The 19,641-nt window shown below is 65.8% G+C and carries 18 protein-coding genes; 6 read left to right on the forward strand and 12 right to left on the reverse strand.

Annotated features, from left to right (window positions below):
- Positions 1–30 precede the first annotated feature (30 nt).
- Together QP997_RS08355 and QP997_RS08360 are read left to right on the forward strand one after the other, a co-directional pair.
- On the forward strand, positions 31–1,122 hold the full coding sequence (locus tag QP997_RS08355; protein WP_284846843.1) for a methionine ABC transporter ATP-binding protein: 1,092 nt from the start codon (positions 31–33) through the stop codon (positions 1,120–1,122).
- 98 nt (positions 1,123–1,220) lie between these two features.
- Positions 1,221–1,877, forward strand: a complete 657-nt coding sequence (locus tag QP997_RS08360; RefSeq protein WP_041628562.1) for a methionine ABC transporter permease — start codon at positions 1,221–1,223, stop codon at positions 1,875–1,877.
- Positions 1,878–2,111: 234 nt separating this feature from the next.
- On the opposite strand, the gene QP997_RS08365 is transcribed toward QP997_RS08360, so the two are convergent.
- The 6 genes from QP997_RS08365 to imuA' form a co-directional block, all read right to left on the reverse strand.
- Positions 2,112–2,513: a branched-chain amino acid transporter permease gene (locus tag QP997_RS08365; protein WP_284846844.1), complete on the reverse strand. Its 402-nt coding sequence runs from the start codon at positions 2,511–2,513 to the stop codon at positions 2,112–2,114.
- On the reverse strand, positions 2,510–3,193 hold the full coding sequence (locus tag QP997_RS08370; protein ID WP_284846856.1) for an AzlC family ABC transporter permease: 684 nt from the start codon (positions 3,191–3,193) through the stop codon (positions 2,510–2,512). Before QP997_RS08370 ends, QP997_RS08365 begins: the two co-directional genes overlap by 4 nt.
- Positions 3,194–3,257: 64 nt before the next feature.
- Positions 3,258–4,421: a sucrase ferredoxin gene (locus QP997_RS08375; RefSeq protein ID WP_284846845.1), complete on the reverse strand. Its 1,164-nt coding sequence runs from the start codon at positions 4,419–4,421 to the stop codon at positions 3,258–3,260.
- A gap of 122 nt (positions 4,422–4,543) precedes the next feature.
- Positions 4,544–5,230, reverse strand: coding sequence for a hypothetical protein (locus QP997_RS08380; protein WP_284846846.1), 687 nt, complete (start codon positions 5,228–5,230; stop codon positions 4,544–4,546).
- A gap of 261 nt (positions 5,231–5,491) precedes the next feature.
- Positions 5,492–7,150 (reverse strand): Y-family DNA polymerase, encoded by a 1,659-nt coding sequence (locus tag QP997_RS08385; protein ID WP_284846847.1) that lies wholly within the window; start codon positions 7,148–7,150, stop codon positions 5,492–5,494.
- Positions 7,147–7,884 carry a DnaE2-dependent mutagenesis accessory factor ImuA' gene (gene imuA' / locus QP997_RS08390; protein ID WP_350309549.1) on the reverse strand — a complete coding sequence of 246 codons (738 nt, stop codon included), beginning with the start codon at positions 7,882–7,884 and terminating at the stop codon, positions 7,147–7,149. The genes QP997_RS08385 and imuA' overlap by 4 nt, the downstream gene beginning before the upstream one ends.
- Before the next feature lie 371 nt (positions 7,885–8,255).
- Here imuA' and QP997_RS08395 point away from each other — a divergent pair, with 371 nt between their 5' ends.
- Positions 8,256–8,846, forward strand: a complete 591-nt coding sequence (locus QP997_RS08395) for a hypothetical protein (RefSeq protein WP_284846849.1) — start codon at positions 8,256–8,258, stop codon at positions 8,844–8,846.
- A 187-nt stretch (positions 8,847–9,033) separates the two neighbouring features.
- On the opposite strand, the gene guaA is transcribed toward QP997_RS08395, so the two are convergent.
- The 6 genes from guaA to guaB all read right to left on the reverse strand — a co-directional run bounded on the left by guaA (position 9,034) and on the right by guaB (position 16,756).
- A complete protein-coding gene (guaA, locus tag QP997_RS08400; RefSeq protein WP_284846850.1) occupies positions 9,034–10,605 on the reverse strand; it encodes a glutamine-hydrolyzing GMP synthase in 1,572 nt (523 codons plus the stop codon).
- A 73-nt stretch (positions 10,606–10,678) separates the two neighbouring features.
- Positions 10,679–11,503, reverse strand: a complete 825-nt coding sequence (locus QP997_RS08405; RefSeq protein ID WP_012359653.1) for an ABC transporter ATP-binding protein — start codon at positions 11,501–11,503, stop codon at positions 10,679–10,681.
- Positions 11,500–12,606 carry a FecCD family ABC transporter permease gene (locus QP997_RS08410; RefSeq protein WP_148791933.1) on the reverse strand — a complete coding sequence of 369 codons (1,107 nt, stop codon included), beginning with the start codon at positions 12,604–12,606 and terminating at the stop codon, positions 11,500–11,502. Before QP997_RS08410 ends, QP997_RS08405 begins: the two co-directional genes overlap by 4 nt.
- A gap of 2 nt (positions 12,607–12,608) precedes the next feature.
- Positions 12,609–13,640 carry an ABC transporter substrate-binding protein gene (locus QP997_RS08415; RefSeq protein ID WP_284846851.1) on the reverse strand — a complete coding sequence of 344 codons (1,032 nt, stop codon included), beginning with the start codon at positions 13,638–13,640 and terminating at the stop codon, positions 12,609–12,611.
- 228 nt (positions 13,641–13,868) lie between these two features.
- On the reverse strand, positions 13,869–15,047 hold the full coding sequence (locus QP997_RS08420; protein WP_284846852.1) for a GuaB3 family IMP dehydrogenase-related protein: 1,179 nt from the start codon (positions 15,045–15,047) through the stop codon (positions 13,869–13,871).
- Between the two features lie 149 nt (positions 15,048–15,196).
- Entirely contained in the window at positions 15,197–16,756 is a 1,560-nt protein-coding gene (guaB, locus tag QP997_RS08425; RefSeq protein ID WP_284846853.1) for an IMP dehydrogenase, read from the reverse strand.
- A gap of 224 nt (positions 16,757–16,980) precedes the next feature.
- Between guaB and QP997_RS08430 the strand changes: the two genes are divergently transcribed.
- The 3 genes from QP997_RS08430 to QP997_RS08435 all read left to right on the forward strand — a co-directional run bounded on the left by QP997_RS08430 (position 16,981) and on the right by QP997_RS08435 (position 19,606).
- Positions 16,981–17,385, forward strand: a complete 405-nt coding sequence (locus QP997_RS08430; protein WP_502870446.1) for a DUF5319 domain-containing protein — start codon at positions 16,981–16,983, stop codon at positions 17,383–17,385.
- A 1,001-nt stretch (positions 17,386–18,386) separates the two neighbouring features.
- On the forward strand, positions 18,387–18,746 hold the full coding sequence (locus tag QP997_RS09935) for a transposase (RefSeq protein ID WP_502870447.1): 360 nt from the start codon (positions 18,387–18,389) through the stop codon (positions 18,744–18,746).
- Between the two features lie 17 nt (positions 18,747–18,763).
- The gene (locus QP997_RS08435; RefSeq protein WP_502870448.1) at positions 18,764–19,606 is read left to right on the forward strand and encodes an IS3 family transposase; all 843 of its coding nucleotides are present in this window, start codon (positions 18,764–18,766) and stop codon (positions 19,604–19,606) included.
- Positions 19,607–19,641: the final 35 nt, after the last annotated feature.

Raw genomic sequence — 19,641 nt, forward strand, 5'->3', positions numbered from 1 at the left:
GGCACGCCTTTTAAACCGGAAGGCACCCCAATGGCCCAAGGCACATCCGCCGCCCCCGACACGGCCGGCCCCGCAACCCCGCGGGGCGACCGCACGGGAACGGGAATCGAATTTCGCAACGTCCACAAGGTCTTCAAGCAGGGACGCAAGTCCATCACCGCTCTGGAGGACGTGAACATCACCATCCAGCCGGGCTCCATCGTGGGCATCATCGGCTACTCCGGCGCGGGCAAGTCCACGCTGGTGCGCCAGATCAACGGGCTGGACAAGCCGACCAGCGGCGAGATCCTGCTCGATGGGCAGGACATCGTCCCACTGAAGGAATCGGAGATGCGCAAGCTGCGCTCCGATATCGGCATGATCTTCCAGCAGTTCAACCTGTTCTCCTCCCGCACCGTGGCGGGCAACATCGCCTACCCTCTGAAGCTGCAGGGCATGCCGAAGGCCGAGCGCGAGGCGCGCGTCGCCGAGCTGCTGGAGTTCGTGGGGCTGGCTGATAAGGGCCGCAGCTACCCGGAGCAGCTCTCCGGCGGCCAGAAGCAACGCGTGGGCATCGCCCGCGCCCTGGCGACGAACCCGAGCCTGCTGCTCGCCGACGAGGCAACCAGCGCGCTGGACCCCTCCACCACCCGCGACGTGCTCGCGCTGCTGCGCCGCGTCAACGAGGAGCTGGGCATCACCATCGTGGTGATCACCCACGAGATGGAAGTCGTCCGCTCCATCGCCGACCAGGTGGTCGTCATGTCCAACGCCCGCGTGGTGGAGCAGGGCTCGGTCTACGAGGTCTTCTCCAACCCGCAGACGGAGGTCGCGAAGAACTTCGTGGCCACCTCCCTGCGCAACACCCCGGACAACGTGGAGGCGGACGCCCTGCAGGCCGGCGATGGCCGCCTGTTCACCATCACGATGAACCAGGGTGTGGGCTTCTTCGACGCCGTCTCCGAGCTCTCGGCTACGGATGTGAGCGTGAACATCGTCCACGGCGGGGTCACCACCCTGCAGAACCACTCCTTCGGCCGCCTGACCGTGCGCGTGACCGCTCAGGACGCCGCCGGTGAGGCAGCGATCGAGAAGTTCTACGCCGACCTGTCCCAGCGAACCGATATTGAGGAGATCCGATGAGCGCGCTGACTACTTTCCCGACCGCCGCGGGCTCCACCGCCACCGCAGCCGCTACCGCCCCTGCCACCGCGTCCCCGGACACCCTCGTGCTCGCCGCGATGGACTGGGACCGGTTGGGCGGCACCTTCACCCAGGCGATCTACGACACCCTCACGATGGTGCTGGCCACCCTCGTCATCGGTGGCCTGCTGGGCCTGGTGTTCGGCATGCTGCTGTACACCACCCGCCCGGGTGGGGTGCTGTCGAATAAGCCCATCTACTGGGTGATCAACTTCCTGGTGAACTTCGTTCGTCCGATCCCGTTCATCATTTTGCTCACCGCCATCGGCCCGTTGAGCGATGCCCTGGTGGGTAGCCGTATCGGCCTGAAGGCCGCGGTGTTGGGCATGGTGATCGCCGCGACCTTCGGCGCGGCCCGCATCGTGGAGCAGAACCTGGTCACCATCGACCCGGGCGTGATCGAAGCGGCGAAATCCATGGGTGCCTCGCCGCTGCGGATCATCTTCACGGTGATCATCCCGGAGGCCCTGGGGCCGTTGATCCTGGGCTTTACGTTCATGTTCATCGCGATCGTGGATATGTCCGCGATGGCTGGCTACATCGGCGCTGGCGGTTTGGGTGACTTCGCGATTGTCTACGGTTACCGCGCCTTCAACGACGAGGTCACGTGGATCACCGTGCTGGTCATCATCGTTATCGTCCAGGCTGCTCAGCTGTTCGGTAACTGGCTGGCCAAGAAGGTTATGCGCCGCTAGAAGCTCACCCTTCTCCGGGGTTTTGTGCCCCTCTTTTGAGGACGTCGCCCCCTTGCACTTCGGTGCGGGGGCGGCGTTCTTTTTTCTGTCTAAAGCGGGGCTGGGCCTGGACCGAGTGAGCCTGGAGCGAATGGGCTTTGGCCGAGCGGGGGGTGAGCGCGAGGACCGGTGTGCGCTGCCGCGGGGGCGGGCGACGGTGACGAACAGGTTCGGCGGTGGGCGCGGCGTCGTCGTCTAGAAGACGAGGTTGACGAGCAGCACGTAGAACACCGTCCCCAGCAGGATGGACTGGGTGGCGGAGCGGCGCCACAGATGCCAGGCCGTGGTGAAAGCCACCGCGATGAGCAGGGAGGCCAGGCCGCCGGGGGCGTCCATCCGGTCGGCGGCGGTGTAGATCACGAGGATGCTCATTACGCCCACGGGCATGCCCATGCCGAGCCATGCGACGAGCTTGGATTCCCGGAAGGAGCGCAGGGCCGCGAAGGGCAGGCCGCGCAGGGCGACGGTGACGATGCAGAGCGGGAGCAGCACGCCGATGGTGGTGCCGAGGCTCACGCCCGCGGGCAGGCCATAGCTGCTGGTGGCCTCGGCGGCGTGGACAGCCTCGGCGGCCAGAACTGTGGGCTGGGGGCTCATACTTCCTGCCTTTCGTCCCCGGTGCGCCAGCGCAGCTGGAGGGCGCGGTCCAGACCTGGGAGGTAGAAACGGGCGAGCAGCACGGCGAAGTAGAGCAGCATCGCGATCATCAGCATGTTGCCCGGGGAGACCAGCAGCGCCACCGCGGCGGTCACCACGGCCGTGAGGACCAGGGAGACGTCCCTGGTGGCGAGGAAGGACTCGATCAGCAGCACGACGAACAGCGCGGTGAGCGCGAATTCCATGCCCTCGAGTTTCCAGGGGATGGCGTCGCCGAAGAGGGCGCCGAGGACTCCCCCACCGACCCACGCGCACTGCAGGACGATCTGGATGGCGATGACCTGGCGGCCGGTGAAACGCTGATTGGGGTTGGCGCTGACGATCGCATAGGTCTCGTCCGTCAGCGCGTAGATGCCGTAAGCGCGGGCGAGCCTGCTGCGGATGACGTGCAGCGGGTAGTTCAGGGCGTAGAAGACGTGCCGGAAGTTCACCAGCAGCCCGTAGAGCGCGGCCGAGAGCGGCCCCACTCCCCCGGTGACGAGGCTGAGCGCCAGGAATTCCATGGAGCCGGCGTAGATCACCAGGGAGAAGATCGGCGCCCAGAACCACGCGAAGCCCATCTGGGTCAGCAGGATGCCGAAGGCCAGGCCGAGCGGAACCATGCCGAGGCCCACCGGCATGGCCAGCCCAATGGCGTGGCGGATGCTCCCCTGGTCGGGCCCCCTCTGCTCGGGACGCCGCGAGCTACCCAAGGATCTCCTCGCAGCCGACCGCGATCCAGGACTTCGCGCGCTTGGGTTTATCCCCGCAGGAGGACACGACCATGACGCTGTCCCGGCGCTCCATGCGGACCCGGAAGCGCAGCCCGGAGGCGGTGTCTTCCACGACGCGGACGGCGACGTCGGCGGCGGACTGCGTGGTCTCCACGTCGCTGTTCTGCGGGGTTTCTTCCCAGGACGTCAGCGCTGCGAGGCCGACGGACAGACCGCGGTCGTCGAGCTCATGGGCCACGCGGAGTTCGGCGGCCTGGCTGGCGGGATCCAGGCAGCCGCGGCCACGGTTGCCCTGCAGCCAGAGCTCCCCGCGCTGGGCGTGCTCCACCATGCTGCGCGCCCCACCCTCGGCCATGCGGCCGAAGGAGTAGTTGGCGGGCAGCAGGAGCATGGAGGGCGCGAAGCGGTGCCCCTTGGTGTGGGAGGATTCCCAGATGATCGGGTCGATGGGGTCCATCGAGGAATGATCGTCGAATTCGGTGTGCTTCGGGTCGACTGGCCCGGCTCCCACTCCGGCGGCATCGGCGTGATTCTGGGTGAGCGCGGGGTTCGCGGCGGGCTGGCTCCCCGGCATGCCTTCGTCCCCGGCTGCGCCGGGCTCGTCGAAGCGCTTGCTTAGCGCGGCGGCTAGCGGGCGGCCGCGGACGGCGCAGCAGCGGTCACGGCGCCCGTGGGTGCAGACCAGAAGGATGGGGTGGTCGACGCGGCGAGCACCCGGGGTGTTGCCCGGGGTGCTCAGATCGAGGTCCAGGAGGGTCTCCACGCTGGGCAGGTCCATCCTCTCGAGGACGGGTTCGGTGCCGGTGGCCCAGGCGATGTAGAGCACCCGGGTGTTGTTCTGGCGGCGGTCCTGGCCTTCCCGGCCGGGGCGGCGGATGAACTGGAGTTCGGCCCCGTTGTCCTTGAGGAAGGTTTTGATCTTCGCGTTCAGTTCGGCGCCGAAGGCGGTGCCGTCGAGGATGTCGTGCCCCCAGCCGGTGTAGAACTCCAGGCAGAGGACGATTTTTCCGGGTTTTGCGGTGCCAGCGAGCTGCTCTCCGGTGAAGGTGGAGCAAATGGTGGGGGCGTCGTCGAGCTGTTCGGTGGTGAACTCGTGTGGCGAGACTCCCGCGAGTGGATTTCTGCTGGTAGCCATAACTGACAAGGTACCAAACGGAAGGCCTTAGGCAGACCTAAGCGGCCGGATCGGTTGATCGCGGCCGCTTCGGGGTTTACGGGCTCACGCCCGTGGGGCGGGCGGAAGGCCCGCGGGTGCTCTTAGGAGCTGAGGGAGACGCTGCCGGATGGCTTGGAAGCGCCCTTCTTCACGGTGATCTTCGGGCCGTTGTCGAAGACCTTGTGGTTGTTGATGGCTGCGCCGACCTTTGCGCCACCGCCGGTGGCGAAGGTGCCCTCCTCCGAGCCGGCCTTCCAGGTGAAATCGACGACGAGGGACTTGTGGGTGCTGACGGTGCTGTCCCCCTTGAAGAGCAGGCCTTCCTTCAGGCCGACGTTGACCTGCTTGACGCCGTCGTTGGTGGTCACGCCGTACTGGCTCTGGTCGAGCTGCTTGACACTGCCGCCGAGGATGCCGTTCTCGAAGGTCTCGACCTTAACCAGCTGGAAGCTCTCCGGCATGCGCTCGATGAGGTCGCTGACCTTGGTCTCGCCCTTCACACCCTGGATCTTGATGCGGGTCTTGACGGTCGCGCCTGGACGCACGGTCTCAGCACCGGTGACGAGCTGCTTGTAGACGTCCACGTTCCAGGCCGGACCGCCGACGTTACCGAGCTTGTACTCCTTGCCCTGAGCTTGCTCCAGGTCCTTCGGGGCGGAGGAGCCGAGGCTGCTCAGGCTGCCCAGCGGGCTTGCGCCTGCGGCGGTGACGCCGCCCATGGCGACGGCCGTCGCTGCGGTGAGGGCAATGGTGGCCTTGCCGATTGCGTTGATCTTCTTGGTCGCCATTTCTTTGGACCCTTTCATTCTGACCCGCGCCGGCGCGCTGGCCTTTGTGTCTTTGAGGACTGGGAACTGGGTGCGCTAGGCGGTCCCGCCTGTCGCTTGCCGGGGTATCTCGTTCTCTGGAATGACCCCGGTTCGCCCCAGTGTCTGGCAGCTTACTATTTTCTTAGCTCCAGTACATTCCTTTGAAAAACTATTTCCGTTTTATTTTCCGCCGCCACCCCCTCGCCCCACTTTCCAGCGTTAACGCAACTCAGTCGACTCTCAGTAAGTCGCCTCGATTCGCCACTTCTGCCCCTTGCATACCAGCAGGTAGGCACCCTCATCAGTGGCGATCTGTAGGCGCGCGTAGCGCTTTCCTTCGGCCCACCACTGCTCGTCCACGGGCCAGGGGCCAGCCCACCCCCGGATGGATAGTGTTCGGTTACCCCACCGCAGCCGTTGGGGCGAGTCGCTCATCAAACCCCGGCCGGTCACGTGCACGGGCTGTGCGCGTTCGCCGAGCACTGCGATCGCCGCGGCCGGGTGCCCCGCGCTGGGGTTAGCGATTTCCCCCACGGTCGCGGGCAGCGGCGCGGGCAGCTCACCCCGCCATTGGGTCGTGGGCAGCGCGGCAATCTCCTCGGGCGCTTCCTCGCCGTAGGGCAGCGTGAGCACGCGTCCGCCGATAGCGCGCCCACCCCGGTGGACGACCTGCTGCACGGCGGCCATGCCGATAAGGGCCTGTGCGCGCCCAGCGGCGGCGCGGGCTGCGCGCAGCCCCTCGTCCGCCCCGCCCCAGAGTGGTTCGGCGATAGTACCCGCGGGCACCGTCTCGACCGGGAGCAGCTCGATGGCAACCACGCCGGCGGCGGAATCCTCAAAGCCCTCCTGCTCCGGCTCGCCAACCTTGGCGCGCAGCCGGGTGATCCAGCCGTCGAGTTGCCAGCGGACGCGCTGGGCGGTGTCCTCTTCCGTCAGGGGCTCGCGGCAGCGCCAGGCGCGCTCCACCACGGTGGGGCCGGTGTACTCCGCAGGTGGGTTGAGGTGAACCCTTACGGTCAGCCGGAGGCAGGCCTCCCCGCGCCGGAAGAGCTCCCCGTGCAACCGGGCGGCTGCCTGGCGGGCAACGAAGGCCGCGGTTTCGGTACTCCGAATGGGTTCCTCCACCTGATGCAGCACCTCGACGGGCTGGGTGGGGCGCTGCGGGGAGACCTCCCGACCAGGTTCACCGCACGCCACGCGGTGCCAGTACACAGCTTCGGCACCGAAGCGCCCCGCTACGTGCTTCCGGCCCAACGCCGCGAAGTCCCGCAGGCTGCGCACCCCCAGCTCCTGCAGGGTGCTGACCAGCTCAGCGGGGGCGCTCAGCACAGCTTCCACCGCCAAAAACCCGATGGGCAGGGTGGGCACGAAACTGGAGTTCCTGCCGGGCGGGACATGCACCCCGCGACGAGCCGCCCACACGGCGGGCATCAGGTCGTCGGCGGTACCGGCCAGGCACTCCACCCCCAGCCGGGCCGCGGAGTCCAGTAAGAGCTCGACGGCCGCAGCCTCCCCGCCGTAGTAATTCGCCAGCGGGCGGGTGGGCAGCGCGACGAGGCCGGGACGTAGTGTTTCCACTCCGGCAGCCACGTCCATCAGGGCGGCCACGATGTCCTCGTGGATCGTGGCCTCCTGCACCGGGTCGGCGGGCGCGTGCCGAAGCTCCGGGCAGGTCGCGAGCGCGTGACGCTGTTTCATCCCCTGGCGCACCCCCTGCGCCCGGGCAGCGGCATTGCAGGCCTGGACGCGATAGTCCGCGATCGTGGCAGCAGGCCGCAGCATATCCCAGCCGCGGGCAAGCCCCACGGCGTAGACCGGGAAATCCGGGAACCACAGGACAGTCACGCGCTCGGCCGCGGCAGCGCCCGCCTCGGCACTGTTCTTCCCCTGGCCAGTCACAGCGCCACCTCGATCCGACCCCGATCGACCTGGCCACCAGCACCATCGCGGCGGCCCGTCAGTTCCGCCGTGATGCGCTGCGGCGGCTGCCCCTTGCCCCAGACGCGCCCGGCCACGCTGATAGAGCGGATACGCCCGCTCCCCCGCCCCAGTCCGTGGACGCCAGCCACCTGCACGTCGAGGTTCAGCCGCGCACCCGGCCAGGGCGCACCACAGCTGAGCAGCGCGCAGCTGCTCTTGCGCAGCCGCGCCTCTACGGGGCGAGCGAAGGTGGGCGTGACCCGCTGGACGGGTACGTAGACCACCAGATCCACCCCCTCCGCCAGGGTCGAGAGCACCGCCCCGACGTGCGGCGCGGGATCCGGCACGATGATCAGCCGGGAGAGTTCCCCGCCCGCCGCAGCGACGGCCGCCAGGGCAAGGTTCGGATACCCCACCACCGCAGCACACCCGCCGTTCGCGGTGACATGCGCAAGAATATCGACGACCGCGGCGGGGCAATCCGCCATCGCGGTCACCGCCCCACGCGCCAGTCCACCGCCAGCAAGCTGGCCCGCGAGCCACTCGGGCATGCCGAGCGCCCGCGCCCGCCCCACCGCCGCAGGCTCGGGCGCAACCGCGCGCAGCGGCGCCACTGCCCGGGCAGGCTCTACCTCCCGCTCCGCACGTTGCGGCTGCGCCACCACCTGAACCTCAGCCACACTCTGCACCTCAGCCACGCTCCGAGGTTCCACCGTGCTCTGAGAATCCGCCGCCCGCCGAGTCGTGGCCGCAGCTCGCGCCGCCGCGCGCTCGCTTTTGAGCTTTTCGATCGCATGAACAACATTGCTCTCATCGATCAGCATGGGCACGGTGCTCCCTCCTCTACATCGACACCATCAGCTCGAGAAACATGCAGGCCAGCCGGCTCCCGCCGGGATTTAAGGTTGAGTCCACAGCTCCGGCCAGGCCGACCGGATTGACGTCCTAAAAAATAGAAAACACACCAGACAAGTCGAACAGGTGTTCTAATTCAGGGATTCTAGACCCACCTGGCGCGGTTCACCAACGCCCTGCTCACCGCCGAAAAAGACCGCACGCCCGCGAGGAACTAGACTCGTCACATATGAGCAAAAAGAACCAGCCCCGCAAGAACGTCCAGCGCCCCACCCCGCAGCGCTCCTCGCGCGCTCAGCAGGACAGCCCAGCGCAGAACCGCGCAGCGCGGCAGAATAGCGCACCACGGGACAGCGCATCCCAGGACCGCGCAGCGCGGAACAAGCAGGGCAGCGCCCCCAGCGAGGCGACCATCCTCGTCCGCGCCCCCGAGGGCGTGCGTGCCGCCGCGTCTCTCCTGCTCGGGCTCGGTGTGGCGGCGATGGTCATGCCGCTGGCGACGACCTGGCAGGTCATGGTGCTGGTCATCGCCATCGGGGCGGGCTTTCTCGTAACCTTCAGCCACCCCTACCGCAAGAAGGTGCGCGCGGCCGTGGAGTCGACGGGACGGAAGTACAAGACCTCCGTCGCGCAGATCATGCCGCTATTCCCCCTCTGGCTCGCGCTGATGATCCTGCCCGCCTTCCAGATCCACTCCTGGATCGCGGCACTGATCGTGCTCGCGCTGGCCGGGGCCTATGCGTGGGTCTCGTTCCCCAGCATCGACGGCACCCGCTATCTCGCCGAACCTGGGACCGGGCAGGTTCGGGACGACGCTTAAGCCCCACGTTCTGAGCCAGGTACACGGCCCCGCTCAACGCCAGTGCCCCTGCCCCACAGTGCGGACTACCCGCTGATCCTGGCTAGCCCACGCCCCACCCCCACGAACGCGAAAGCGCGCCGCACCTCATCGTGCGACGCGCTTTCTACTTGGGGTACACCCCGCTGGGCGCCTCAAGCTGCTGGGATTACTCCCATTCGATGGTTCCCGGCGGCTTGCTGGTGATGTCCAGCACCACGCGGTTAACCTCCGCCACCTCGTTGGTGATGCGGGTGGAGACCTTCTCCAGCACGTCATAAGGGATGCGAGACCAATCGGCGGTCATGGCGTCCTCACTGGAGACCGGGCGCAGCACGATCGGGTGACCGTAAGTACGGCCGTCGCCCTGCACACCCACGGAGCGCACGTCCGCGAGCAGGACGACCGGGCACTGCCAGATCTCGCCGTCCAGGCCAGCGGCGCTGAGCTCCTCGCGGGCGATCTTGTCCGCCGCGCGCAGCGTCTCCAGTCGCTCCTCGTTGACCGCGCCGATGATGCGGATGCCCAGGCCCGGGCCCGGGAACGGCTGACGGGCGACGATAATCTCCGGCAGGCCGAGCTCGCGGCCCACCGCGCGGACCTCGTCCTTAAACAGCTGGCGCAACGGCTCGACCAGCTTGAACTCGACGTCATCCGGCAGGCCACCGACGTTGTGGTGGCTCTTGATGTTCGCGGTGCCGGAGCCGCCGCCGGACTCGACGACGTCCGGGTACAGGGTGCCCTGGACCAGGAAGTCCACGGTGGAGCCCTCCGGGGAGTCGGCCAGCACGCCAGCGACGGCGCGCTCGAAGGAGCGGATGAACTCCGCACCGATGGCCTTGCGCTTGGCCTCCGGGTCGGTCACGCCGTCCAGGCGCTTGAGGAAGGCCTCGCGCTCATCCACGGTGACCAGCTTCGCGCCGGTCGCGGCGACGAAGTCGTTCTCCACCTGCTCGCGCTCCCCTGCGCGCAGCAGACCGTGGTCCACGAACACACAGGTCAGGCGGTCGCCGATGGCGCGCTGCACGATCGCAGCGGCCACGGCGGAGTCCACGCCACCGGACAGGCCACAGATGGCGCGGCCGTCCTCACCGATCTGCTCCCGAACCTGCTCGATGAGCTCCTCGGCGATGTTGGAGGCGGTCCAGTTCTGCTCCAGGCCCGCGACCTCCGTGAGGAAGCGCTCCAGCACCTCCTGGCCGTGCGGGCTGTGCATGACCTCCGGGTGGTACTGCACACCGGCCATGCGGCGATCCAGGCACTCGAAGGCGGCAACCGGCGCGCCGGCGGACTTCGCGGTGACCGTGAAGCCCTCCGGAGCCTGCGAGACCGCGTCGCCGTGGCTCATCCAAGCCTTGTGCGAGCCCAGGCCCGCGTGCATCACGCCGCCGTCATCGAGGAGCTCAACCTCGGTGCGGCCGTACTCGCGCTGCCCCGTCTCGGAGACGGTGCCGCCGAGCGCGTGCGTCATGGCCTGGAAGCCGTAGCAAATGCCAAACACCGGCACGCCCAGCTCCAGCAGCTCCGGCTGTAGAGCCGGTGCGCCATCGGCGTAGACCGAGCTCGGACCACCCGACAGCACGATGGCCGCGGGGTTCTTGGCCTTGATTTCTTCAATGGTGGCGGTGTGCGGAACGACCTCGGAGTAGACCCGAGCCTCACGCACGCGGCGCGCGATCAACTGTGCGTACTGCGCGCCGAAATCCACCACGAGGACTGGCTGATGATTTTGGTGATTCACGCTGCTCATCCTATCGCATATATGGCTAGTCCCCCACGGGGTGGGTAACACCCGTGGGGGACTTCGCACCGCCTTAGTGCGCGAGGTCTTCCTTCGGCTCGTGATGGTGCTTCCAGTTCGGCACCGCACTATTCACCGCAAGGTCCAGGTGGCCGCCCACCGTGGTGATCTCGGCGTCGATCCCGAACACGCTCATCAGCCGCTCCGGGGTGAAGACCTCGTGCGGGGTGCCGGACTTCACGAGCGCGCCGTCCTCCAACAGCACAATCTGGTCGCAGTAGCGGGAGGCCAGCCCCAGGTCATGCATCGCGACGATCACGCACACATTGTGATCGGCCGCGAGGTGGCGCAACTGCTCCATGAGGCGGAACTGGTGGTGGATATCCAGGTGGTTCGTCGGCTCGTCCAGCACCAGCACCTTCGCGCTCTGCGAGATAGCGCGGGCCAGCTGGACGCGCTGCTGCTCACCGCCAGACAGGGTGTTCCACGTGCGATCCATCAGATGGGCGACGTCCGCGTGCTCCACCGCATGCGAGATGGCGTCGTGGTCCTCGTCTGTCTGCCGGGCGAACGGCCCCTTGGAGGCCATCCGGGACAGCTCGACGACCTGCCGGACCAGCAGCTCGGAGTTCGCGTTACCGTGTTGGGCGACGAACGCGACCTGCTTGACCTTCTCGCGTCGGCTGTAGCTACGCAGCGGGGCGCCGTCGATCATGACCTCGCCGTCGAAGTCCACGACGTCGGCGACGGACTTCAGCAAGGTGGACTTACCGGCACCGTTCGGCCCCACCAGCGCGGTGACCGTCCCCGCCTCGAAGGAGGCGTCCACGTTGGCCACCGTCGGGGTGGACTTGCGGTGGTAGGTGATGGAGACGTTCTGGATTTCGACGATACTCATACTCGCTGCCCCCGATTCAGGATGAAGAAGAACAGTGGCACGCCCAGCAGTGCGGTGAACACACCGACCGGGACCTCCTGCGGCTGGAACACGCTGCGGGCCAGCGCGTCGGTGAACACCAGCAGGATCGCACCGACCAAGGCAGACAGCGGGATGAGGCGCGCGTGAGCAGAACCCACGATCATGCGCACCGCGTGGGGCACGAGCAGACCGATGAAGCCGATCGCGCCGACGGCGGAGACCGTCGCTGCCGTCATGAGGGCGACCAGGATCAGCACAGCGGCACGCACCCCGACGACGGGCACGCCCATCGACTTCGCGGTCTCGTCACCGAAGCTCATGGCGTCCAAGTAACGGGACATCATCCAGATCAGCAGGCTGGTGATGACCACGGTGATCAGCACGATCCACATCGTGTTGGCGCGGGAGGCGCCCATCGCACCCAGCAGCCAGAAGGTGATGCCGCGGACGGATTCCGCGTCGCCGCGGGCAACCAGGATGAGGCTGGTGATGGCCGAGAAGAACTGGCCGACCAGCACACCGGTGAGCACCACGCGGGTGGAGACGAACCCCGAGCCACGCAGCAGAAGCATCAGTAGTCCGAAGCTCAGGAGGGCACCGATGGCCGCGCCGCCGGTCAGGCCCAGCGCGAAGCTGACGGGCATGAGCAGCAGAGCCACGACCGCGCCGGTGGACGCGCCGTAGGAGACACCCAGCAGGTACGGCTCCGCGAGATCGTTGCGGGTGATCGCCTGCAGCGAGGCACCCGCGACCGCGAGGCCCGCGCCGACGAAGATCCCCATGACGATGCGCGGAATACGCAGGTCAAAGAGGATGGATTGACGGATCAGGCTGGGAGCGGGGCGGCTATCGCTGGCGAAGATGCCGAGCTTGTGGGTGATCGAGCCCCAGACCTCGTCGCGAGTCAGGGTGGCCGCGCCCATGAACAGGGCCATGTAGCACACCAGGGCCAGCAGGATCAGCCCGACGACCCACGCCACCCAGGTGGGCACGCGGCGCGCGGGTGCGAGCTTCGTGCCCTCCAGGGGGGATGCCTTCGCGCCCTTTCCGGGCTCGCGGCGAGTGTCAGTGCTCGATGCCATACCTAGTTCTTCCAGTTCTTCACGTACTCAGCGACGTCCTCGAGCGGCTCGTAGGACTGGACGGAGCCAGACAGGCCGATGCCCTTCACGATGACGTAACGCTTCTCCTTCACGGCCTTGAGGTTACGGGTTGCTGGGTCCTTCTCCAGCATCTCGATCTTCTCCTCGGCCTTGTCTCCCGGTGCGCCGCGGCCCGGCAGGTCAGCGAGGACGATGAAGTCCGGGTCCTTGTCGGCCAGAGCCTCCCAGCTGAGCTCCGGCCATGCCTCGTTAGCGTCCTCGAAGACGTTCTTCACGCCGGTGAGGTCGAAGATGTCTTGTGCGATGGAGAGCTTGCCGCCGATGTACGGCGCGCCGTCGAAGATGGAGTACAGCAGGGCGCCGGAGAGGTCCTTCGGTGCGTCCTTGACGCTCTCCTTGGCTGCGTCGACGTGCTCCTTGTGCTTCTTCTCGAGCTCGGCGGCCTTGTCCTCGGCGCCGAAGAGCTGGCCGAGCTGCTGGTAGTCCTTCAGCAGGAGGTCGAAGCCGTTCTTGCCCTCGTTGCCGTCCTTGTCACGGCACTCGACGTTGGAGTACCACGTCGCAACGCCCAGCTTCTTCCACTCCTCGCGGGCGCCGGCACCATCATCGGTGTAGACGGACTCGAACGGGGAGACGATGGCGTCCGGGTCCACCGTGCGGATCTGTTCGGCGGTGGCGATCTCCGGGGAGACCTCCGTGGACTTCTTCATCTCATCCTCGTAGCCCTCCAGCGGGGCGTCCTTCTGGTGGGAGTAGCCGGCGAGCTTGTCGCCGAGGCCGAAGGCGAGGACGTTGTCCGTGGTGCCCTGCTCGACGGACATGATGCGCTCGGCTGGCTTATCCAGCTGCATCGTGAAGCCACAGTTGCTGAACTCGAAGCCCTCCCCCGAGGCGTTGTTCTGGGAGTCCTGTGCCCCGTTTTCGCCGGCATCCGAGCACGCCCCGAGGACGAGAGCTCCGGAAGCCAGAATGCTCATGAGACCAGCGGTGCGGAGCTTGTGTGCGCGCTTCATATATTCCTCCAAAAGAAGTTGAATCAATCGCCCGTTGCAATAAGGCAGACAGCTCTCAACTTACCGAGCGAATATTTGATTGTCATGTTGGAAATGAAGAAAGCGGTCGAACTCACAAACAGGAGTTCGACCGCTTTATTCTTCTGAGTTTTCCGGCGCCGCGCAGCGCCATTAATCAGGCATTGATTCGCGCTGAGTTAAGCATTGCTGCGCGCTCTTTTCGTGGCTCTAGCGGACCACGATATCCACCTTCTGGAAGGCCTTAACCTCGGTGTAACCGCACTTCGCCATGGAGCGGCGCAGGCCACCCACCAGGTTCTCGTGACCCAGCGGGTCCGGGGTCGGGCCGAAGAGCAGCTGGTTCAGCGGCACGGAAGTCGGCGGCAGCAGCGCATCCACCGTGCCACGTGGCAGCTTCGGGTGTGCTGCGCTGGAGGGCCAGAACCAGTTCGGGGCGCCGGCCTCCTCCGCGGCAGCCAGGGGCGCGCCGAGGGCAACGGCATCCGCGCCGCAGGCGATGGCCTTGGCGATATCGCCGGAGCAGGAGAGCTCGGAGTCCGCGATGACGTGCACGTAGCGGCCACCGGTCTCGTCCAGGTAGTCGCGACGGGCAGCGGCGGCGTCGGCGATGGCGGTGGCCATCGGGACGTCGATACCCAGGGCCTGGCTGTTGGTGACCGGGCCTGCGCCCACGATCACGCCGGCCGCGCCGGTGCGCATCAGGTGCATGGCGGTGGTGTAGTCCACCACTCCCCCGGCGATGACCGGAACGTCCAGGGAACCGATGAACTCCTTGAGGTTCAGCGGCTCGCCGTCGGTATCCACGTGCTCCGCGGAGATCAGGGTGCCTTGAATGACCAGCAGGTCGAGCCCGCCGGCGATCAGCGTTGGGGCGAGCTCACGGGCGCGCTGCGGGGAGACGCGCACGCCGAAGCGCACGCCAGAGTCGCGCACCTGCTGCAGGCGCTCCTGGAGCAGGTCCAGGTCCAGCGGCTGCTGGTGCAGGCGCTGGAGCACCTGGTTCGCGGCGAACTCCGGGGTCTCCAGCGCCTCGGCCGCGACGTCCTCGTCCGCGCCCTCGTTGAAGGAACCGAAGTAACCGCGCTCGGCTGCGGAAACGATCTCGCCGAAGGCGGCGTCGAGATCCTTCGCACGGCCCCACAGGCCCTCCGCATTGATGACGGGCAACCCGCCGGCCTTGCCGAACTCGATGGCGAACTCCGGGCTGACCACGGCGTCGGTCGGGTGCGTCATGATCGGGAAGTCGAACTCATAGGCATCGATGCGCCAGGAGGTGTCCACGTCCCGGGAGGAACGCGTGCGCCGCGAAGGCACGATGTCGATCTGGTTGAGTCCGAAGACCTGGCGTGCGGAGCGACCGCGGCCGATGTCCTTGTATTCCTGCATGTTGGTCCTTATTTCGTGGGCCAGCGGGGTGCGCTGCGGTGGTGTGGGCGGCGCACCCCGCTGGTCAGGGGTGGGAGGCTTATCTCTAGAACGAGGCTAACCGGTAGCGGCCGGCTCCGGCGGTGTGCGCGAAGCCGGCCGATGGGGTTTTAGCGGTTCGGGTCGTAGTTCGGTGCGGTGGCGATGCCCTGCACGTCGTGCGGGTGGGACTCGCGCAGGCCAGCGGAGGTGATGCGCACGAAGCGAGCGTTGTTCAGCTCCTCGATCGTGGCGGCACCCGTGTAGCCCATGGCGGCGCGCAGGCCACCGACCTGCTGGTGGAGGATCTGGTCCAGGTGCCCGCGGAACGGCACGCGCCCCTCGATGCCCTCCGGCACCAGCTTCTCCTCAGACTTCACATCGGCCTGGAAGTAGCGGTCCTTGGAGTAGGAACGCTTCTCGCCGGTCAGGCCACGGCCCTGCATCGCGCCCAGGGAACCCATGCCGCGGTAGCGCTTGTACTGCTTGCCACCAACGGTGACGACCTCGCCCGGGGTCTCGGCGCAACCCGCCAGCATGGAGCCCAGCATCACGGTGGATGCGCCAGCTGCCAGGGCCTTGGCGATGTCACCGGAGTACTGCATGCCACCGTCCGCGATGATCGGGACGCCAGCGGCGCGGGCTGGGACGGCTGCTTCCATGATCGCGGTGATCTGTGGGGCACCGACACCAGCGACGACGCGGGTGGTGCAGATGGAGCCCGGGCCGATACCGACCTTGATGCCGTCGGCGCCGGCGTCGATCATCGCCTGCGCGGCCTCACGGGTCGCGAGGTTGCCGCCGATGACGTCCACGCGGTCGCCGAACTCCTTCTTCACGCGGGAGACCATGTCCAGCACGCCGCGGTTGTGGGCGTGCGCGGTGTCGACAACGAGGGCGTCCACCCCAGCGTCGACGAGGGCGGTGGCGCGCTTCCAGGCGTCCTCACCGGTACCGATACCAGCGGCGACGAGGAGGCGGCCCGAGGAATCCTTCGCAGCGTTCGGGTACTGCTCGCGCTTCGCGAAGTCCTTGACAGTGATCAGGCCGGTCAGCTTGCCCGCACCATCGACGATCGGCAGCTTCTCGACCTTGTTCTCCGACAGCAGGCGCAGCGCGGCGTCGGCGGAGACACCCTGCTCGGCAACGACGAGCGGCATCGGCGTCATGACCTCGCGGACGGGGCGGTTGATGTCGCGCTCGAAGCGCATATCGCGGTTGGTGATGATGCCCAGCAGGGTCTGGTCGGCATCGACGACCGGCAGGCCGGAGATGCGGAAACGACCGCAGATCTCGTCGACTTCCTCGATCGTCATATCTGGGCTCGCGGTGACCGGGTTGGTGACCATGCCGGCCTCGGAGCGCTTCACGATCTCGACCTGCTCGGCCTGTGCCTCCACGGAGAGGTTGCGGTGCAGCACACCAATGCCGCCCTGGCGAGCCATGGCGATGGCCATGCGGCCCTCGGTGACGGTATCCATCGCTGCGGATGCGATTGGGACGTTCAGCTTGATGTTGCGCGAGAACTGAGTCGCGGTGTCCACGGCGGAAGGAATGACCTCGGACGCATCCGGGATCAAGAGGACGTCGTCGAAAGTGAGCCCGGTGAGAGCGACCTTGTTCGGATCGTCGCCCCCGGTCTCCACGCGCTGGGCTGCCTGAGAGTTGTTAGTGGACTGTGGGTTTGCCATAAGGCCTGATCCTTCCATCGCATTGTCAGCGCACGATCCGCACTGGCGAAGGTCTTCCGCTTTCCCCGCGAGACACGCACCTGCCTGCGGGTTGTGCCGGAATCGCTAGCGCAGCTTCGGTTACGAGCTTTTATTAGCCCTTACTTTAGCGCTAAACGTCTGGAATGTGTTTTCCGGGTTGGCTTGCGGGTACGGTGGGTTTCGTGAGCTTTAGTAACTATCAGATGCCGCCGGATCCCTTCGCGGACGATCCGAACGATCCGGCGTCCCTTTTGGGGCCCGTCGAGGGCGATGATGTCATGGAGCCGATCGACGCGGCTGAGGAGGCCGCGCTGCGTGAAGACCTCGCGAACGTGCGGGTTTTCCGGGAGCTGCTGGAGCCGCACGGTGTGCGGGGCGTGGCGATGCTCTGCGAGGACTGCGATGAGCAGCACTACTACGACTGGGGGATCATCGAGTCGAATATCCTCTCGATGCTGAACCACCAGCACCTGCCGGTGCACGAGCCTTCGGCTTCGCCATCCCCGCAGGATTACGTGACCTGGGATTACTGCCTGGGTTATGCGGACGCGATGGATTTCGCCAACGAGCAGCTGCGCGCCCGCTTCCCCTGGACCGGGCGCCTGTAGCTTTTAAAGCCCCAGGCATGGCCAGCCCCCGTTTTGGGCTGTGCTGTGCCACAATTCGCACGTTTCCTGACACACCACGGCCCAAAACCGGATGTACCCCTCGGAGCCCGACACACCACGGCCCAAAACCTGGCTCCGCTCAGGGGTCCTCACCGAGGTCCGACCTACACTCCCAGTTTTGGGCTGTGCCGTGCCACATTTCACGCGTTTCCTGGCCCGCCACGGCCCAAAACCCCGCAAGTGTCCGGGATCTACCGCTCCCCCCTCCACTGGTCCCCAACCCCCGTCCTCTTTATGTTTTGCAGAGTTTAATGCCGGTTTTCCATGATTTTCCGACATCAAACTCTGCAAAACGTCCCGCAAGGCCTGGAAAACCGGAGAGCCGACCCCCACAACCCAGTTTTGGGCTGTGCCGTGCCACAATTCGCACGTTTCCTGACACACCACGGCCCAAAACCGGATGTACCCCTCGGAGCCCGACACACCACGGCCCAAAACCGGGTGCGCCCCTTGGGCTGCTGCCCCAAGCGCCGCGCGGCTGTAGGGGCCGCTGACCCCAGCCCGGGCGCTCTTTATGTTTTGCAGAGTTTAATGCCGGTTTTTCACGATTTTCCGGCATCAAACTCTGCAAAACTTCCCGCAAGGCCTGGCGCAAGATCTGGAAAACCGGAGAACCGACCCCCCACAACCCCGTTTTGGGCTGTGCCGTGTCACATTTCACGCGTTTCCTGACACGCCACGGCCCAAAACCGGGTGCGCTCCGCACCGGCGGAAGCAATACCCAAAGCGAAACCCCCGGGACAGTTCACGATGAACTGAACTGCTCCCCATTAGTTGGACTGAGAAATCAGTTACCGACTAGTGGGGAGCAGTTTCCATTGAGAGCACGAAGTTCGCTGAGCGAGCATCAGCGCGAGCAGTTGGTTGAACTATTTGAGCAAGGCATGGGCTATACAGCCGCTGCCAAGGCTCTTGGTGTCTCCAAAGACGCCGTCCGTACGTTGTACCGTCGGTTTCAACTGCATGGCAGGCTATGTCTTGTGGAGAAACCGACTAAGCAGCAGTACTCGTTCGACATCAAAAAGGAAGTTGTCCAACGCTACCTTGCCGGCGAGACAAGAATGGATCTTGCCCGCGAGTTTGGCCTGTCGTCAGACCAGCTCGTCAAAGATTGGACCAGGAAATGGCGCAGAAGCGGCGATGACGCGTTGACACCGAAACCGAAGGGCAGACCCAAAGGCTCGGTCGCACCGAAGCAGCTTACAGAAGAAGACAAGCTGCGCCGTCAGATCGCGCGGTTGGAAGCGGAAAACGCTTATCTAAAAAAATTGCGGGACTTGAGGAACCAGGGACACGCCTGAAAGTCCAGGCGATTGTCATCCTCAAGTCGCAGCACCGCTTGGGATACCTGCTAGAGGCAGCAGGTATCCCACGATCGACGTTCTTCTACCACCAGAAACGCCTCAACAAGCCGGATAAGCACGCAGCACTCAAAGCCGCGATCCGGGAGTGCTTCGAACGGAACAAGCATCGCTACGGCTATAGGCGAGTGCTACTTGACCTGCGGAACCAAGGCTGGGTGGTCAACCACAAGCTCGTGTACAAACTGATGCACCAGATGGGTCTTCGAGCCAAGGTTCGCCAACGTAGGCCCTATGTTTCCTACGCTGGGACGATCAGCCACATCGCTGACAATAAACTTGACCGCAAGTTCACCCCGGATAAGCCAAACACCGTCTTTGTCAGCGACGTCACCGAGTTCAGGGTCCAAGGCCGCAAGGTCTACCTGTCACCGGTGATGGACTTGTTCGACCGCTCGATCGTTGCCCACACTGTGGCTACATCGCCGTCGACAGCGTTGACCACCGATTCTTTGTCCAAGGCGATCACAGCGTGTGCACCTGAACCCGGGTGGATGATGCATACCGATCAAGGTTTCCAGTACCAGCATGCCTCGTGGCGTGACCTGATCGGCGACAACGGTGGTGTTCAGTCGATGTCGCGTAAAGCCAACTGTTACGACAACGCTGTCATGGAGAACTTCTTCGGGCACTTGAAAACCGAGATGTACCACGGTGAAGTCTTCGACACGGTCGCAGAGTTCAACCAAGCGATCGACGAGTACATCGGGTGGTACAACACCGAACGCGTCCAACAACGACTCAAGGGCCTGACCCCGATGCAATATCGGAATCAGACCCTTGAACCCCTCACCGCCTAGAATTAAACCAGTCCAACTTTCGGGGGCTAGTTCAG

The organism is Corynebacterium sp. MSK039, from assembly GCF_030232315.1.
Lineage (GTDB): Bacteria > Actinomycetota > Actinomycetes > Mycobacteriales > Mycobacteriaceae > Corynebacterium.

What these genes read in the sequence shown, in the direction of transcription:
- QP997_RS08355 (WP_284846843.1), top strand. Translation starts at nt 31, where the DNA reads ATGGCCCAAGGCACATCCGCCGCCCCCGACACGGCCGGCCCCGCAACC.
- QP997_RS08360 (WP_041628562.1), top strand. Translation starts at nt 1,221, where the DNA reads ATGGACTGGGACCGGTTGGGCGGCACCTTCACCCAGGCGATCTACGAC.
- QP997_RS08365 (WP_284846844.1), bottom strand. Translation starts at nt 2,513, where the DNA reads ATGAGCCCCCAGCCCACAGTTCTGGCCGCCGAGGCTGTCCACGCCGCC.
- QP997_RS08370 (WP_284846856.1), bottom strand. Translation starts at nt 3,193, where the DNA reads ATGCCGGTGGGCCTCGGCATGGTTCCGCTCGGCCTGGCCTTCGGCATC.
- QP997_RS08375 (WP_284846845.1), bottom strand. Translation starts at nt 4,421, where the DNA reads ATGGCTACCAGCAGAAATCCACTCGCGGGAGTCTCGCCACACGAGTTC.
- QP997_RS08380 (WP_284846846.1), bottom strand. Translation starts at nt 5,230, where the DNA reads ATGGCGACCAAGAAGATCAACGCAATCGGCAAGGCCACCATTGCCCTC.
- QP997_RS08395 (WP_284846849.1), top strand. Translation starts at nt 8,256, where the DNA reads ATGAGCAAAAAGAACCAGCCCCGCAAGAACGTCCAGCGCCCCACCCCG.
- QP997_RS08405 (WP_012359653.1), bottom strand. Translation starts at nt 11,503, where the DNA reads ATGAGTATCGTCGAAATCCAGAACGTCTCCATCACCTACCACCGCAAG.
- QP997_RS08410 (WP_148791933.1), bottom strand. Translation starts at nt 12,606, where the DNA reads ATGGCATCGAGCACTGACACTCGCCGCGAGCCCGGAAAGGGCGCGAAG.
- QP997_RS08415 (WP_284846851.1), bottom strand. Translation starts at nt 13,640, where the DNA reads ATGAAGCGCGCACACAAGCTCCGCACCGCTGGTCTCATGAGCATTCTG.
- QP997_RS08420 (WP_284846852.1), bottom strand. Translation starts at nt 15,047, where the DNA reads ATGCAGGAATACAAGGACATCGGCCGCGGTCGCTCCGCACGCCAGGTC.
- guaB (WP_284846853.1), bottom strand. Translation starts at nt 16,756, where the DNA reads ATGGCAAACCCACAGTCCACTAACAACTCTCAGGCAGCCCAGCGCGTG.
- QP997_RS08430 (WP_502870446.1), top strand. Translation starts at nt 16,981, where the DNA reads ATGCCGCCGGATCCCTTCGCGGACGATCCGAACGATCCGGCGTCCCTT.